Source organism: Psychrobacter sp. PP-21 (genome assembly GCF_033790785.1).
Lineage (GTDB): Bacteria > Pseudomonadota > Gammaproteobacteria > Pseudomonadales > Moraxellaceae > Psychrobacter.
Genome location: NZ_JAMYEB010000001.1, coordinates 641,243 through 659,012, shown reverse-complemented (window position 1 = coordinate 659,012; position 17,770 = coordinate 641,243). Strand labels below are relative to the sequence as shown.

Below are 17,770 nucleotides of genomic sequence, written 5' to 3'. Positions count from 1 at the left end.
GTGAGGATTGCTAAGGCTCTTAAATTTTTCGGTAACTTATTATGATTAGTGTTTTTGATTTATTTAAAATCGGAATTGGTCCATCAAGCTCACATACTGTCGGGCCAATGGTAGCCGCCAACTTGTTTTTGGACTCATTAACCAAACAGATAGCACTGATAGCCGTTACTAAGATAGAAATCGAGCTTTATGGCTCGCTGGCGGCAACAGGAAAAGGACATGCCACGGATACGGCCATATTGCTAGGATTACTAGGTCATACGCCGAGCACTATTGATACGCGTATGAGTAGCAGCTACTTGTCTCCTATTTTTTCTGACAAAATATTGAACATATCAGGTACTCACACCATTGCCTTTGATACAGAGCAGGATATTCATTGGTACGATGACACTGTATTGCCCTACCATCCTAACGCACTGACACTGCGCGCCATATCAAACGATGGCACTCGCTATCAACAGACCTACTATTCGATTGGGGGCGGCTTTGTTATCAATGAAGAAGATGCTACCGACCCAGACGAAGATCATGCCAGCCCAACCATCGATAGCGTGCCTTACCCGTTCAACAACGCAGCAGAACTTCTAGAGCAATGTCGTCAGCATGACTTGAGTATTAGCGAATTGGTACTGGCAAATGAGTGCCACTTCCATGATAAAGCAGAGATATTTGCTTACTTAGATAGTATTTGGGAGGTCATGCAAGACTGTGTAAAGCAAGGCTGTGAAAATGGTGGTATCTTGCCAGGTGGCTTAGATGTTAAGCGCCGTGCACAAGATTTGCACGTACAACTGTGCGCTGAAAAAGATCAGCCTATCACCAAAACGGATAAACTCGCCGCTATGGATTGGGTAGACTTATACGCACTCGCCGTCAATGAAGAAAATGCCAATGGCGGTAAGGTCGTGACAGCACCAACCAACGGCGCCGCAGGTATTATTCCTGCCGTACTGCACTACTACCGTGACTTTTTGCCCAACTATAGCCAAGACGGCGTTCGTAAGTTCTTGCTGAACGCCACTGCTATCGGTAGTCTAATCAAACAAAATGCATCTATATCTGGTGCCGAGGTCGGCTGTCAAGGTGAAGTGGGCTCTGCTTGTGCGATGGCAGGATCAGCATTAGCAGAGATCATGGACGGCACACCAGCCAAATGCTTAAACGCCGCCGAAATCGGTATTGAACACAACCTAGGCCTAACCTGTGACCCTATTGGTGGTCTGGTACAAGTACCTTGTATCGAGCGTAATGCGATGGGTGCGGTCAAGGCGATTAATGCTGCACGCCTAGCTTGTAGAGGAAATGGTCAGCACTTTGTCTCTTTGGACAAGGCCATAGAAACCATGAAGCAGACAGGCGCAGATATGTCTGATAAATATAAAGAGACTGCACGTGGTGGGCTTGCTGTTTACGCTGATAACAGAATTCCTACTGCCACTCGCGGTGTTAGCGTTAACTACAGTCAATGCTAATCTGAGTTATTGGTTGTGCTAATAGTAGATAATAACTGAAAAAAGATACCGTGCTAACAACAAAAAAGACCTCTAAAAAACTAGAGGTCTTTTTTATGAATAGCATCATGACACTATGTCATGACGTTAAGTATTAGAATTACTCAGCAGTTTTTGAAACCACTTCATTTAGAATCCAAACAGGCTGCACCATGTTCGATCCTTCAGCAACGACTGCTTCTTGGCGTACATCTAGAACATAACGATAGTTTGGCTCATAAGTAAAGCCTTGAATGTTACCATTTAGAGTCGTGTAGTTTTTCTGATAGGTTTGACGATACTGTAAGCACTGTGACTCTACCATACTGCCATCTGTTGCAGTCAGATCACAAACTGCTTTGCGCGGTGCGATCTCAACTTCGAAACTTGGGATATTAACCACTTTTACATTCATAGGCTGCCCTTCAACAACCATCGTGCGCTCGTCATCCATGCTCATAGTAGAGCAACCAGAAAGGGCGAAAGTTGTCATCAATGCTGCGAGTGCTAGTTTTTTCATTGTGTGTTCCTCAAGTGAGTGGTAATAATTATTTATTGTGTGTCTAGATTTATTACTGAAACTATTTTTCTATGACAGCTATGTTGCTAATTAAGCGATAACAATCCAAGTATACTTTTTCACAAAGTCTCTTTTTATTATCGATATTATAAGTATCTTATAAACAGTGCCATTTATTTACTTAGGCAAGTATATGCTGCAAACCGACCTACTCTCTATGACTGCTTTGTAAACTAACGTCAGCTTTTGCAACTCATGTTAATAGTACGTATTAAATAACAGAGTGTTTTGATACTCGGCATACATTAGAATGCAAAAAGGATTAGAAACTAAAAAGGCCAAAGCAAGTATTGCTTTGGCCTTTTTTTAACGTATTCGAGAATTATTTTGGGTTAGAGTTGTTAGCTACGATAATCAGCATTGATCTTGACATAGTCGTAAGACAAATCACAGGTATAGACTGTGTCGCTAGCTTCACCACGAGCAAGATCAATATGAATAGTAATCTCAGCGCGGCTCATGACAGCTTTGCCCGCCTCTTCCGTATAGCTCGGCGCAACACCACCATTTTGGCAAATCATGACCTCATCTAAATACACATCAACTTGCTCAGTGTCTAGGTCGTCGATACCCGCATAACCAACTGCTGCTAGGATACGTCCCCAGTTTGCATCACTTGCAAAAAAGGCGGTTTTTACTAGCGGCGAATGCGCCACTGCGTAAGCCACATCGCAGCACTCTTGTGTGGTCTGACCGCCAGTAACCTTGACCGTCATGAACTTAGTCGCGCCCTCACCATCACGTACAATCAACTGTGCCAGACGCACAAAGACTTGGGTCAATGCGTCAAAGACAGGCTGATAATGTGGATGTGCTGGACTATCAATCACATCTGAGCTGGCAGCCCCTGTTGCAATCAATACACAGCAGTCATTGGTTGAGGTATCGCCATCGACGGTAATGCGATTAAAAGACTGCTCATTAATAGCGCTCAACATCTCTTGCAATAAGTCAGCGGCAATATTGGCATCCGTTGCTACGTAGCCGAGCATGGTTGCCATATTTGGGCGTATCATGCCTGAGCCTTTTGACATACCAGTGATATGATAACTGGTACCTGACACCTCAATCTTTTGGCTAGTAAGTTTAGGAATAGTATCTGTCGTTCGAATACCATTAGCGGCAGCCAGCCAGCTATCATCAGCTAAAGTTGCCAACGCATCATCTAGACCTGCAATGACTGCATCACTATTTAACGGCTCGCCAATCACACCAGTAGAAAACGGCAATATCGCATGAGTATCTACGCCTGCTTTATCAGCTAAGGCTGTACAGATGTCAACGGCGCGGCGTTTGCCATCAGCGCCTGTACCTGCATTCGCATTACCAGTATTAGTGACTAAATAACGAGGACTGGACTTGGCAAAGTGCTCACGTAATATGCGTACAGGTGCGGCACAAAATGTATTTTTGGTCGTGACAACTGCCGTGGTCGCTTGTTCCGCAATTTCTATGACAACCAAGTCATCACGGTTTTTGTAGCGCACGCCTGCTGCGGTCGCACTGAGTCTAATGCCGTCAATCGGATAGATGGTATCAGGTACTGCTACGTTTCCAACAGCCATAATAAAATCCTTACTTTTTAATTGTTATCGTTGTTTTTAAGGGTAACGTAATAAACACTATAGGCATATTACGGTTTTTTTAGATCAAATGCCGACCAAATTGGTGCGTGGTCAGAGGGTTTTTCCATAGCGCGTAGCTCATAGCTGATTCCAGCATCGATACACTCACTAATAAGATCAGATGTGCATAGAATATGATCAATACGTAAACCGCGCTTAGGCTCATCATTAAAACCGCGACTGCGGTAATCAAACCAGCTATATAACTCTGTGCTCTCGGGATAATGCAAACGGTATGTATCAGTCAATTCACGTGACATCAATGCTGAATACCACTCACGCTCTTCTGGCAAAAACGAGGTCTTTCTATTTTTCAGCCAGCGCTTTGCATTAACCTCACCGATACCAATATCAATGTCTTCTGGTGCAATGTTCATATCACCCATTACAATGAGTGAGCGACCTTCTGCCTTTAGCGTATCAATATAAGCCATCAAATTGGCATAATAAGCGCGCTTCATCGGAAACTTGGTCGGATGATCTTGACTCTCTCCTTGTGGAAAATAGCCATTGAGCACATCTATCTCACGTCCTTCGATCTCATAGCGCGCATGGATAAAACGCTTTTGCGCCTCTACATCTTCACCAGGAAAACCTTTTTGTACAAATATAGGGGCAGTTTTCGATAGTAGTGCCACACCATAATGTCCTTTTTGCCCAAAATACTCTACGTGGTAGCCCAAGCTTTCTATATTATCAAGTGGAAACTGATCATCATGGACTTTGGTCTCTTGTAGACCCATGACATCAGGATTGATTACTTCACGCACCGCCTCAAGCTGATGCTGGCGAGCACGGATACCATTAATATTAAAACTGACAAAACGGGTCATAAATTGTCCTATACTGATTGGTTAAAATACGATGCTAATAAAAACGAATGCGCTATAAATGTCTATGATAACAGACCTCGTCTGTTCGAGCAGTTGCACGGCCTTATATCTTGAGCTAGAGTAGCTCTTATTATAAATATAATAGACGCTTTTTTATTGGTACAAACATATATAGCGTTTTCATTAAACAAGACTTATTAAAATACTGAGCACCATTATGACGACAACTGAGCACAAAAATAAAAATACAGCCCTTAATAACACAGCCCTTAATAACACAGCACTTAATAACACAGCCCCTAATAACAATATCGAACCACTATTTGCTAAAGACTATAACGTCTACATCAACCACACTGATGCTGGCGGTATAGTTTATCATGCCAACCATCTAGTATTTTTTGAAAACTGTCGCCGCGATTGGTTTACCAAGCTGGGTCTAAATGGTTATTTTTTGCAGACTGATGATGGCGATGTACAGCATTTTGTTGTGAGTCAGGCAGATTTACAATACAAAAGAGCCATTCTCTTAGATGAAATCATCAGTGTCCGTATCGATAAAGTAGAGCTAAAACCTGCCAGCATGATATTTTATCAAAGCATTCATCGAACCCTATCTGATGATGACACTGCCAAAACAATCAGTAGTCAGCTATTAAGCAGCACCAAGATCGTCATCGCCTGTGTACAGAATCTTGTCAAACCAGAGCCAATGGCCAATGAGCAAACAGACAATAACAAAACTGACACGACAGTGAATACCCCCCCAATGCGCCCTATTCGTGTACCAAAACAACTGCGCGATAGTATTGGGCAAGCGATTAGCGCGCAAATGAGTGGACACCAATAGCACTTTATGATTATAGATACTAGTAAGCCCTTGCTTGCATTTGACACTCTCTGGGTATATGGCAGACGAGCAGTCAGCATGTCTGATAATAAAGCTACAACAGGCACACGAGCAAATGCTTTTACTCTGCAAAAAATATATCAAACCTGGTCAGGTAAGCTCAAGAACAATATGACGCCCGATGACTGGGCGGCTAATAACAGCGCACTAATCAGTTGCGCAAGTGGCGAGCTACATTCAGGTCAAATAACTGTTTTGACAGGGGCTTCTGGTAGTGGGAAATCCGTATTGTTACGCGTGCTTGCAGGGTTACTGCCAATGAGTGCTGGTGATATTCTCTTACAGAGTAGCAGCGCGTCTTGTAGCAGTGACAGTATTGAAGTCATTGAGCCTACAGAATGGCGCAAACAAGTTGCTTTACTTGCTCAGCACCCGCAACTGATGGAAGGCCGTGTCCTTGACAACCTAAAGATGCCTTATCAACTACAAGCACATCAGTCTCAAAGCTTTGATATCGACTGGCATGTTGCCCAGCTTGAGACGCTCAATAGAAATGCAGAGTTTTTGCAGCAAGAAGCCTATCATCTATCTGGTGGTGAGCGTCAACTCGTCAATACGTTGCGTCTATTACAACTGAATCCAAGAGTGTTATTGCTAGATGAACCAACAGCTGCACTGGATGTTGATACTTCAGCACAATTGGTAACTCTGCTGATGAGCTGGTTACAGGCCAATAAACAGCGCACATTACTGTGGGTCACTCACGATACTAAAGACATCATGCCGCTGGCCAATAGACATTGGCAAATGCAGGCGGGTGTCTTAACTGAGATATCTTGAGACAATTACCCAACGATAGATAAGCAGTTTAATCTCCCTTACCCCCACTTTTTTACTCGTTTATTTTTTCATATCTAGAGTTGATCCAATCTAAGAGTGCTACAAGACAACCGAGTGCAGATATATATGTCATACTTCAAGCGAGGTTAACGCTGTAGCTCTTTTATAGTGGATTAACAATATAATGAGCACCTATGACTGGTACAGATGATATGCAAGTGTTACTAACTTATGGTGATATCGCTCTTGCCAGCGGTCTAATTATTATCGTGCTTTTGGTGTCATGGCAGCTGCGCTTAAAACTGACAAAGACACTCTTAATCGCGGCTGTCCGTACCATCGTACAGTTGAGCTTTATTGGTCTGATCCTGGCGTGGATTTTTGCACGTGAACAATGGTATGAAGTTTTGCTAATTTTGACTATCATGACGCTTATTGCAGGCAGTGCTGCAAAAAATCGTGTTAAACGCAGCTATAAGGGTTTACTAACTGACACCTTATTAGCAGTGAGCACCTCGGCTGTGCTCGTTACCGCGATAGCTATTGTGGTTATTTTAGGGATTCAACCTTGGTATACACCGCAATTCATCATTCCTGTACTAGGTTTGATACTGGGCAACTCTTTGACGGCTATCTCATTGACCAGCAACCAGTTGATTGAAGCTTTTCACGAGCAGCAAGGGCGTATTGAGATGATGCTCAGCCTTTCTGCGAAGCCATTTGAGGCAGTACATGAACAGATACGCGCAGCAATAACCAATGGTATGACCCCAACACTGAATTCTATGCTAGTCGTCGGTATTGTCAGCTTACCAGGTATGATGACCGGTCAGATATTGGCAGGTGCTGATCCTACACAGGCTGTTCGCTATCAGATTGTCACTATGTTTTTGATCTGTGCAAGTAGCACGCTTGGTTGTACTATCAGTGCTTTGCTGATTTATCGACGCTTTTTTAATAGGAGCAAGCAATTTATGCTTCCCCAGTAGTTTCCTCTTTCTATCCTCTTTATGAGTTGACGATCAGACTTCACCGCTCTAAAGCGTTTATGATATCGTCGAGTAGTACTGGCTCCGTGACAAATCTCATCGTGAGATCAATTTATAGAATATTCATTTCCTATTCGTACATCCATTGTGATAAACAAAGCACCTCTCATATCTGGCAGATACTTGTACGTAATATATTTTTCAGTTTTTTTAGCTTTATATATAGACTGCTCAGTTTTGATTTCTGTTGTTGTTTTCAACGCTATTCATGCTAATGTATTGCTTAAATGTATCGCTTTTTTGATACCTCAGTTGCAAAGAGCAGATAATACTTATCTGAAATATCTATAATTTCTCTTAGGTGGTTATCTACTCGTTCAACGTTACTTAATTAATTAACCAATTGCTTTGGTAATTAAGAAGCATCGAACAACAGCAACACAAGTGAGCAGCCAGTCGATAGACAAGGACGTTGTCGAACACAGCAGAAGATAAAGTAGGTTACTGTTGTTTTGTTATATTTACGTACAGATGGCTACTTTCTTACAACACTTTAACCCATCCTAAATTGCAAGGACGCTGACCATGATGCCGAACAAACCTTGGCTTTCTCAATATCCCGCAGGTGTACCAAAAACTATTGATCCTGATAGATACAGTAGCATTATGGAGCTGTACGAAGAATGTTTTGACCGGTTTCGCGGTCATCCGATGAGCATCTGCATGGGTGTGACCCATACCTATAATGACGTCGACAAAGCATCACTGGCAGTAGCAGCATGGCTACAAGAGCAAGGTTTACCTAAAGGTAGTGTCGTGGCACTTATGATGCCAAACGTACCCCAATACTTACCAACCATGATCGGTATCCTGCGTGCAGGTTACATTTGCACCCCTGTCAACCCGCTATATACTGGAAGAGAGCTACGACATCAGCTTAATGACTCTGGTGCACAAGCAATATTTGTGGTCGATAATTTTGCACAAGCGCTTGAGCAAGTCATTGAAGAGACCTCTATCAAACGTATTATCTTATCGAAAATGGGCGATATGATGGGTTTAAAAGGTATTTTAGTGAATACCATTATCCGTCAGGTCAAACGCTTAGTTCCTAAGTACAACCTCAACGACCCTAAATATCATGTCACCAAATTTCCTGACGTATTGAAGAAAGGTAAAAACCTACCTTTCCAGCAGCCAAAAATGTCGTTAGACCAAAAAGCATTCTTACAATATACAGGTGGTACCACAGGGCTCTCTAAAGGTGCTATTTTATCGCAGCGCAATGTTGTGGCAGCGGCAATGCAATCAGAAGCATGGACACGACCTATCACCTCGGAGATCAATGAGGTATATATTAATATGGTTATGGCGCTACCGCTGTATCATATTTTTGCTTTTATGCTTAGTCTACTGGGTATGCGCTCAGGTTATACCTTCGTACTGGTACCCAATCCGCGTGATATTCCTGGGTTTGTCAAAACCTTATCAAAACAACCGTTCCATATCTTCCCCGCCGTCAACACTCTCTTTAAAGGGCTATTAGATAATCCAAACTTTAAAGACTTAAACTTTAGCTCGCTTCGTATTTCACAGGCTGGCGGCATGGCTGCAACCGAGCAAACTGCCAAACGTTGGCTAGAGGTGACTGGCTGCGCAATGATTGAAGGTTGGGGTATGACGGAAGGTGTTGCCGTCGGCACAGCGAACGTGATTACAAACCGTGAGTTTAATGGCACCATTGGCGTGCCTGCCCCTGGCGTAGATGTCATCATTATCGACGAAGAAGGCAATCAGGTAAAACTGAACGAAGGCGGCGAATTATGTATCAAAGGACCTAATGTAACTTCTGGATATCTAAACCGAGATAGTAGTGGTGATTTTACTAGTGACGGTTACTTCCGTACTGGAGACATCGTTAGTATGGATGATAAGGGCTATATCAAACTATTAGATCGTAAAAAGGACATGATCTTGGTATCAGGATTTAATGTGTTTCCAAATGAGATCGAATCTGTCATGCTCGACTGTGATGGTATCCTTGACTGTGCAGTAATCGGTATTCCTGATAGCCATCAGGGTGAGGCTGTCAAAATATACGTGGTTCCTGAAGACAACAATGTGACTAAAGAAATTATCAAAGATTTTGCACTAGACAACCTAACTGGCTATAAATGTCCGCGTCATATTGAGTTTGTCAGCGAATTGCCGAAAAGTAATGTCGGTAAAGTACTACGTCAAAAACTACGTGAAAAACATAATGCTGAGCACCCTCAGCTATAAGTGGTCTATGTTGATCCCGAACATCATGTCATATTAATTCATGATTTCAGAAAAAAAGCCCCGCATTTAATGCGGGGCTTTTTTTGTAGTGATTTTTTATATACAAGAACTTATAATGCTGTAACTGCTCTGTTAGTTTTACGATGCTGTTGATTTTTGGCTCGTATCAATTTTTAGGCTTTCAAATCTTATCAATAATTTTATCCATTTAAAATAACCACTTATCTTTTTTGACTTGCAACATATTTTTTTTGTTATATCAAACTTAAATATAAACTATTAAGTTCTTGTATAGCAATAACAAAATTAGTTGTAGTTGTGTTAATGTAATGCCGCAATGTGTCACTATGCTTTCTATCGATTTAATTTGATTCTAAGCTAAATATAAGACACATTATTGCTACTGCTCTAAATGAATGTTTTGATTGTAGAATCAGTAACCAGTTGTTTAATCTACTCAGATGTCTGCTATTCGAACGGCTTACTCTTAGTAGTTAAATAAAACTTTATAAAGGCCTCTGTATTTTAGCTGTATGTGAAAAATAGGATAGCACTCGACAATGCACTGCTTATAAGGCAGTGACTTATATTGTTGACATGGATGTGACTACTTCTCTATAGAACCTTAGCTTATCTTAATTTAAGGACGCTAGGCATGACAGTAGATAAACCTTGGCTTGCTCAATACCCAGACAATGTACCCAAGACTATTAATCCTGACCAATATGAAAGCCTCATAGAGCTATATGAAGAGTGCTTTAACCGTTTTCGTATGCATCCTATGACTATTTGTATGGGTGTTACTCATACTTATGGTGACGTTGATAAGGCATCACTTGCAGTGGCGGCATGGTTACAAGCTCAAGGCCTACCCAAAGGTAGTGTTGTGGCACTTATGATGCCAAACGTACCACAGTATCTACCAACTATGATTGGTATCTTACGCGCAGGTTACGTTTGTACCCCTGTCAACCCCTTATATACTGGCCGTGAGCTGCGTCATCAACTAAATGACTCTGGTGCTCAGGTTATTTTTGTCGTCGACAACTTCGCTCAAGCGCTAGAGCAAGTCATTGAAGAGACTAATATCAAGCGTATTGTCCTCTCAAAAATGGGCGATATGATGGGCTTAAAAGGTATTTTGGTAAATACCGTTATCCGTCAGGTCAAACGCTTAGTACCTAAATACAACCTTAACGATCCTAAGTACCATGTTACCAAATTTCCTGAAGTGCTTAAGAAAGGTAAGAACCTCCCTATTCAAGCACCTAAAGCCACCATGCAGCAAAAAGCTATCTTGCAATATACTGGTGGAACAACAGGGTTATCTAAAGGTGCCGTGCTGACTCAGCGTAACGTCGTCGCTGCTGCTATGCAATCAGAAGCATGGTATCGTCCAGTTACCTCAGATATCAATGAGGTATATATCAATATGGTGATGGCATTGCCGCTATATCATATTTTTGCATTCATGCTTAGCTTGCTTGGTATGCGTTCAGGTTATACCTTTGTGCTGATACCTAACCCACGTGATATGCCAGGGTTTATCAAAACGTTATCAAAACAACCATTCCATATTTTCCCTGCTGTAAATACCTTGTTTAAAGGTTTACTTGATCAGCCAAACTTCAAAGATTTGGACTTTAGCTCATTGCGTATCACGCAAGCCGGTGGTATGGCAGCAACCGAGCAAACAGCAGCCCGTTGGTTAGAAGTGACTGGCTGCCCGATGGTTGAAGGTTGGGGTATGACTGAAGGTGTTGCAGCTGGTACCGCAAACGTCATTACTGATCGCAAGTTCAACGGTACAATCGGTATACCAGTTCCGAGCGTTGACATCATCGTAGTTGATGATAACGGTAAACGTGTTGGATTAAATCAAGCTGGTGAGATGTGCATCAAAGGTCCTAACATTACTTCCGGTTATTTCAACAAAGACAATACGAACGACTTCACCAGTGATGGCTATTTCCGTACTGGCGATATCATTAGCATGGACGAAAAAGGCTATATCACCTTGCTGGATCGCAAAAAAGACATGATTCTAGTATCAGGGTTCAACGTGTTCCCCAATGAGATTGAAGCGGTCATGCTTGATTGCGACGGTATTGTCGACTGTGCTGTCATTGGCATTCCTGATAATCATCAAGGTGAAGCCGTTAAAATCTATATCGTACCTGCAGACAACAACGTCACTAAAGAGGACATTAAAGAGTTTGCGTTGGATAATTTGACCGGTTACAAATGCCCGCGTCATATTGAGTTTGTCAGTGAACTACCAAAAAGTAATGTGGGCAAAGTACTACGTCAAAAGCTGCGTGAGCAGCATATTGCAGACAACCCACAAACACTATAGTACTCATACTATGATTTTTGGATAAATACAAAACAGCCCACTATCATAATAGTGGGCTGTTTTGTTTGTCATATCTAATATTTTGCCATTTTACTCTATTAGCTTAATTTACTCATTACTTGCAACGGCAAATGTTTCATCGCATGACTGACCATTGACCACGGTAGACTTGGTACACAGGCTTCATCTACTTCCGCTTCAATCGCTGCCACAATCGCTTTGGTACCAGTATCTGCATCAACCTCGAATGGCAATGGCTTGGAGCCCTCGTTGATCTCTGTACGGATATACCCTGGATAGATAGTAGATACTTTGATGGGTAATTTAGTCAATAGCATATCCGCGCGAATACCTTCTGCTAAGTGAGCCAAGCCAGCCTTGCTCGCGCCATAGGTAGTTAGATGTCTAGGCAGTCCGCGCATAGCTGACATACTTGATATCACTACTAAGTGTCCACTGTTTTGGGCACGAAAGATGCTCATTGCCGCTTCACACTGTGCCAATGCTGCCACAAAGTTGATATCTGCAGTACGGCGATTGGTCTCGAAATGCCCTTGACCAATTCGGCGACTGTCACCAATACCAGCATTGACTACTACGCGCTCAATACTACCGAAGTCCTCTGTAAAAGCCGCAAATACTTGGAAAATCGCATCGTAGTCACTGACATCTAAAGCACGATACTCAATACGGATATCAGGGTATTGCGCCGTTAGCTCTGACTTTAGCTGCTCTAAACGATCCGTACGGCGCGCACATATTGCCAGGTTATACCCTAATTTGGCAAAAAGTCTCGCCATCCCCTCGCCTAAACCTGAGCTTGCCCCTGTGATAAGTACCGTTTTACCCTTGCCTACTTGTTGCCTGTTCAGACCTTTTAAGTAACGTGCAGGTTGAACTGCACCGACTAACTGGTTTTTACTATTGCGGGCACTTTTGGCAACCAAATTTATCAATTTATTTTGCATATACAGTCCTTTGAATATCAGTAATGAATAGCGTTAACGTCATGTCCGCTTGTATCAGTGCATCTTATCAGCACAGACGGTGTACTTCACGCACAAACAATGTACTTCATTTAGGTATACACAACATCGTATCACTAACAAGTTTATCGCCATGTCACAAATGGCTTGCCTTCAGAGAATAAATGGCTATATTCATTTAAAGACAGCAAGCGAGTACTCTGTTTTTTTAGAGTGATGGATGTCACGCCCGTATTAACCAAGCTTTTATTCAACTGGTAGGCTGTCTGGCTGCCTTGACGTAACAACTGCGCAGTGATTGCAGCAATAACACCGCCCGACGTAAACACAAGTACTGTACTGTCCTGATCTAAGCTCATATTTGCTATTTTTGCACGTACTTGCTCAAGCGCTTGCTGCGCACGCTCATTAAATTGTGGCCAACTTTCAACATAATCTTGATCATTGTTACCACCGTGCCAGCGCTGCATTGCCTGATCGAATAATTCTGCCAGTCGCGTGGCTGGTGATTCCGCTTTAGCAATTTCAGCTGAGATATCGGCTCGATTACTGAGTCCGTCAGTTGACTTCATAAAGACGTCTTTGTGATTAAACTCATCGAATTGTGGCACGATATAGCTATTGGGCTGATCAAAATCGATTGCTGGCATCGTAGGTTTGCCATCGCCGTTATTGGTACAAACAAAGGGCTGATAGCCCTCCCAAAAATGGCGTGCTGAATCTTGCTGGCGAACCAAATTACCAGTGAATATTGCATCTATACGGCGCTGCGTTGCAGCGTAGTGCTGACCTAGCATTTTTGCTTGAATACTACCTAACTCTGAGAGTTGATCGTAGTTTTCTTGACCAAAAGAAGCCTGGCCGTGACGGGCTAAAAGTATGGTTGTCATAACTTATTACCTTTTGTCATATTTACCAAAGTACAGTTTATTCAGGAGTGTGAGATGATTTTGCGAAATACCCTTTCGGTAAAATACTTTTGACAACCTTCTGTACAGGGCTCGGCAGTTGCTCGATAGTAGCGGCATCTACCCCTCTGTCTTCTAAATGTGGCTGAACGTGTGTATTGAACAGCGCTTCGCCTTCATATTGGGCGATCAGTTTTAGACATTTGGCATGCATGACATGTATAGCAAGCCATGCATTTTTGAATGCTGGATTGGTGGTTTGTTTGTGATAGTAGCGATAGTAGATTTGCTGAATAATACCTGATAGACGAAACAGCCCAAACACTTCATAAAAGGTCCAGTTATCTATCTTGAGTCCAGATTTTTCTAGATAATAAGCAACCACTTCATCACGCGTCATCATGCCTTCTAAGTGAGTTGGCTGGCGACGGAACTGCTGCATAACAATATTGTCATCTTCTTCAATCCAGTAGGCCAATGCACTACCCAGATCCATTAATGGGTCACCAAGGGTTGCCATCTCCCAATCGAGTACACCAATCACCTTGGTCGGCTCATCCGCATCGAGTATGACATTGTCAAAACGCCAGTCATTGTGAATAATGCACGTTTTGCTATCCGCAGGTGTGTGTTTTTTAAGCCACTGTCTGACCAATGCAAAGCTCGGTACGTTAGGTGTTTTTGCTTTGACGTAACGTTTATCCCAGCCACTAATTTGGCGCTCGCAATAACCATCACCGCGTCCTAAATCGACCAAATCAGGATGCTCTGTATAGTCTATCTGGTGTAGCTCTACCAACGCATCTAAAACATTGGTACAAAGCAGACGAGTTTGTACAGGATCCAGCTCAACGCCTTTTGGTAAGTTGGCTCGAGGAATGATACCTTCCATACGCTCCATCACATAGAAATCAGCACCAATGACAGCTTCATCAGTGCATAATGCAACCATTTCAGGTACATAAGGATAAGCGTCTTTCAATGCCTTTTGAACTGTATGCTCACGTACCATGTCATGAGCAGATTTTGCTTTGGTACCTTTTGGTGGACGGCGTAAGATAAGATCCTGGTTTTTACCTTCACCTTCATATTGTAATCGATACGTCCAATTTGACGCTCCGCCAGAGAACTGAGTAACTTTAGGCTCGCCTACGACATCGACACCCTGACTGCGAAGCCATTCGCTCACTGCTGTAGCATCAAGCTCTTCACCTTCACGTACGGCACCGCCTTTATCAAGTACTTTATTATCAGTTGCCATGAGACATTCCTTATCGTGTGATCATGTATTTTTATAGCCAGTAGTCAACTATTTAATAGCAATGAGCTACTGTTAGTGATGAAAAATTCACTACTAAATCGTTAATAGTGAATTTTCAATTTTTTTATTTTCGGCAATAGTGGTATGAGCAACTTCAGGTTTACTCACACCTATTGATGAGTCTTAAGCTTTGTCAGATTTAGAACGACTAAAACCTTGACGTTTTAGCTCTAGCTTGGCAATCATCGTTTGGTGTACTTCATCAGGGCCATCTGCGAGGCGTAGTACACGGGCTTGGGCATAGAACCCTGGTAGCATCGTGTCTTGACATACACCCATGCCGCCATGAATTTGAATCGCCATGTCGACCACTTCTTGTAATACCGTTGGCGCGACTACTTTAATAGCAGAGATTTCAGTCAATGCCGCTTTGGTACCTTGGGCGTCCATTTTTTGCGCCGCGTAAAGGGTTAGTAAGCGTGCTTGATCAATCTTGATACGGGCATCGCTGATACGCTCAAAGTTGCCGCCCAATTGTAGTAATGGCTTACCAAAAGCGGTACGTGACATGCCGCGCTTAACAGCCAATTCTAGTGATTTTTCAGCCGCACCGATACAACGCATGCAATGGTGAATACGACCTGGCCCCAAGCGGCCTTGTGCAATCTCAAAACCCTTACCCGGCCCACCAATAAAGTGACTGACGGGCACACGTACATTATCAAAGCTGATCTCACCATGACCGTGCGGCGCATCATAATCGCCAAACACTTTAAGCATACGTTTAATATTCACACCCGCAGTATTGACTGGTACCAGTACCATCGAGTGCTGATGATGACGATCTGCGCTTTCATCCGCGGTATAGGCCATCACAATCAAAATATCAACCGCAGGATCGCCAAGGCCCGATGACCACCATTTGCTACCGTTAATGACAATTTCATCACCATCGACCACAGCAGTTGCTTGCATATTGGTGGCATCGCTTGAGGCCACATCAGGCTCAGTCATACAAAACACTGAGCGGGTCTCACCTTCTAATAGCGGCGTGAGCCATTTGTCTTGCTGTTCTTGCGTACCATAGCGCCATAATAGCTCCATATTGCCGCTGTCAGGCGCATTACAGTTAAACACATGCGGCGCGAGCAAACTGCGACCCGTCAGCTCTGCAATTGGTGCATAGTCAGTGACAGAAAGCCCTGCACCTAAGGTGTCGTCAGGTAAGAATAAGTTCCATAAACCCGCTTCGCGTGCTTGCTTGCGTAGGTTGTCATAAGCGTCTGGCCATTCCCAGTTTTCCCAGTTACCATCAGGATTTTTCTTATGACATTCTTCCCAGAATTGGGCTTCGATGGGTTCAATATGCGTTTCAATGAACGCTTTGACTTTGGCATGCATGGCTTGACCATGTTCCGTTGCGGTAAACATTAAATTGTCGCTAGACATAAATGACTTCCTTTTCTTTATTGATTGTCTAAATCAGGTTTTGACAAAAAGCTCTGCGAGATCTTTAATGCGAGCCTTAGTGTACGGACGTATACTGTTTTCTGTATCCTACATTTATAACACAGCAATTATGATTAAACAGCAAAAAGGCGCGACCCGTTAGGGCACGCCTTTTACAAAATACAAACAGTGTATTGCTGAACATATGACCGCTAAGATACTAGCTATCAGGCATCATAATGATATCTAACACTATTTTAGAATATTCAAACGGCTGTTTGACTCAAAACGTGCGAGCGCATCTGGCAGTTTATCCACTGCCATACTGAGCGTCGCTTCTGCGGCTTGCGCAAGGCCCAGCTTCTCTGCCAGCGTCGGTTTCTGACGTGAATGTAATGCGTACACTTCATTGTCTTCCATACGCTCTAAAATGTAGCTGTCAGAGGTCTGCAAGCTGTCAATCAGGTTAAGCTTTAACGCATCTTCGCCATACCAATGCTCACCTGTGGCTACTTTGGCAACATCAAGTTCTGGACGATAGGTATTGACGAAATGCTTGAATAGCTCGTGCGTCTGCTCTAGCTCTTCTTGGTACTTAGCACGATCTTCGGCATCGTTTTCGCCAAACACAGTCACCGTGCGTTTGTAGTCGCCAGCCGTAAACATCTCATAATCGACATCATGGTTTTTGAGCCATTTATGAAAGTTTGGCAATTGTGATACCACGCCGATTGAGCCAATAATCGCAAATGGCGCTGCCACCACATTGTCTGCCACGCACGCCATCATGTAGCCACCACTTGCCGCCACTTTATCGACGCATACTGTGAGCTTTAGACCAGCGTCCTTTAAGCGCACCAATTGCGCGGCTGCCAATCCATAACCATGCACCAAACCGCCACCTGATTCGAGGCGTACAATCACTTCATCGCCTTTGTTAGCCGTACTGATTAAGGTGCTGATTTCTTCGCGCAGATGCTTAACGGCAGTGGCTTTGATATCACCTTCAAAATCCAGGACGAAAACTTGCGAGGCATTGTCAGGATTTTTTTTCTGCTTTTTACTTTTTGTCTTTAGGGCTTGCTTGGCTTTTTTTGCCATTGCTTTTTTGAATGCTTTAAGCGCGGCTTTGCCCTGGGTCGCTTCCATCAAATCTTCGCGACGCTGTTTTTGGGCTTCATTTAGATGTCTTACTTTTAGCTCAACCGGGTTTTTAGGGGGATGAAATAGCATGATTACAAATCCTCAAGTCAGTAGATATATCAATATAGATGTTTTTATTCAGGTGCGGTTGATATGCGCACGCTTGTTGGTGTT

14 protein-coding genes are annotated in these 17,770 nt (G+C 43.1%); 6 read left to right on the top strand and 8 right to left on the bottom strand.

The annotated features are described in order from the left end of the window. The first annotated feature begins 38 nt into the window (after positions 1-38). Positions 39-1,475: an L-serine ammonia-lyase gene (locus NJD71_RS02705; RefSeq protein WP_319050443.1), complete on the top strand. Its 1,437-nt coding sequence runs from the start codon at positions 39-41 to the stop codon at positions 1,473-1,475. Positions 1,476-1,614: 139 nt separating this feature from the next. Here the strand turns inward: NJD71_RS02705 and NJD71_RS02700 are convergent, their stop codons facing one another. The 3 genes from NJD71_RS02700 to xthA form a co-directional block, all read right to left on the bottom strand. Further along, positions 1,615-2,013 (bottom strand): DUF4377 domain-containing protein, encoded by a 399-nt coding sequence (locus tag NJD71_RS02700; protein WP_319050382.1) that lies wholly within the window; start codon positions 2,011-2,013, stop codon positions 1,615-1,617. A gap of 401 nt (positions 2,014-2,414) precedes the next feature. After that, positions 2,415-3,638 (bottom strand): bifunctional glutamate N-acetyltransferase/amino-acid acetyltransferase ArgJ, encoded by a 1,224-nt coding sequence (gene argJ, locus NJD71_RS02695; RefSeq protein ID WP_319050381.1) that lies wholly within the window; start codon positions 3,636-3,638, stop codon positions 2,415-2,417. A 68-nt stretch (positions 3,639-3,706) separates the two neighbouring features. Next, positions 3,707-4,531 (bottom strand): exodeoxyribonuclease III, encoded by an 825-nt coding sequence (xthA, locus tag NJD71_RS02690; RefSeq protein WP_319050380.1) that lies wholly within the window; start codon positions 4,529-4,531, stop codon positions 3,707-3,709. Between the two features lie 217 nt (positions 4,532-4,748). Between xthA and NJD71_RS02685 the strand changes: the two genes are divergently transcribed. The 5 genes from NJD71_RS02685 (at position 4,749) to NJD71_RS02665 (ending at position 11,849) form a co-directional block, all read left to right on the top strand. Continuing rightward, entirely contained in the window at positions 4,749-5,381 is a 633-nt protein-coding gene (locus NJD71_RS02685) for a hotdog domain-containing protein (RefSeq protein WP_319050379.1), read from the top strand. Between the two features lie 78 nt (positions 5,382-5,459). Further along, positions 5,460-6,221, top strand: coding sequence for an ABC transporter ATP-binding protein (locus NJD71_RS02680; protein ID WP_319050378.1), 762 nt, complete (start codon positions 5,460-5,462; stop codon positions 6,219-6,221). Positions 6,222-6,415: 194 nt separating this feature from the next. After that, complete coding sequence (locus NJD71_RS02675; protein ID WP_319050377.1) at positions 6,416-7,210, top strand: ABC transporter permease; 795 nt, start codon at positions 6,416-6,418, stop codon at positions 7,208-7,210. Between the two features lie 585 nt (positions 7,211-7,795). Then, complete coding sequence (locus tag NJD71_RS02670; protein ID WP_319050376.1) at positions 7,796-9,493, top strand: AMP-binding protein; 1,698 nt, start codon at positions 7,796-7,798, stop codon at positions 9,491-9,493. 655 nt (positions 9,494-10,148) lie between these two features. After that, positions 10,149-11,849: an AMP-binding protein gene (locus NJD71_RS02665; protein WP_319050375.1), complete on the top strand. Its 1,701-nt coding sequence runs from the start codon at positions 10,149-10,151 to the stop codon at positions 11,847-11,849. 98 nt (positions 11,850-11,947) lie between these two features. Here NJD71_RS02665 and NJD71_RS02660 read toward each other — a convergent pair whose 3' ends face one another. The 5 genes from NJD71_RS02660 to sohB form a co-directional block, all read right to left on the bottom strand. Beyond that, a complete protein-coding gene (locus NJD71_RS02660) occupies positions 11,948-12,817 on the bottom strand; it encodes an SDR family oxidoreductase (protein ID WP_319050374.1) in 870 nt (289 codons plus the stop codon). Between the two features lie 143 nt (positions 12,818-12,960). Then, positions 12,961-13,725 (bottom strand): histidine phosphatase family protein, encoded by a 765-nt coding sequence (locus tag NJD71_RS02655; RefSeq protein WP_319050373.1) that lies wholly within the window; start codon positions 13,723-13,725, stop codon positions 12,961-12,963. 37 nt (positions 13,726-13,762) lie between these two features. Further along, a complete protein-coding gene (locus NJD71_RS02650; RefSeq protein ID WP_319050372.1) occupies positions 13,763-15,004 on the bottom strand; it encodes a phosphotransferase family protein in 1,242 nt (413 codons plus the stop codon). A gap of 183 nt (positions 15,005-15,187) precedes the next feature. Beyond that, the gene (locus NJD71_RS02645; protein WP_319050442.1) at positions 15,188-16,435 is read right to left on the bottom strand and encodes an acyl-CoA dehydrogenase family protein; all 1,248 of its coding nucleotides are present in this window, start codon (positions 16,433-16,435) and stop codon (positions 15,188-15,190) included. A 270-nt stretch (positions 16,436-16,705) separates the two neighbouring features. Then, on the bottom strand, positions 16,706-17,686 hold the full coding sequence (gene sohB, locus NJD71_RS02640) for a protease SohB (protein WP_319050371.1): 981 nt from the start codon (positions 17,684-17,686) through the stop codon (positions 16,706-16,708). Positions 17,687-17,770 lie beyond the last annotated feature (84 nt).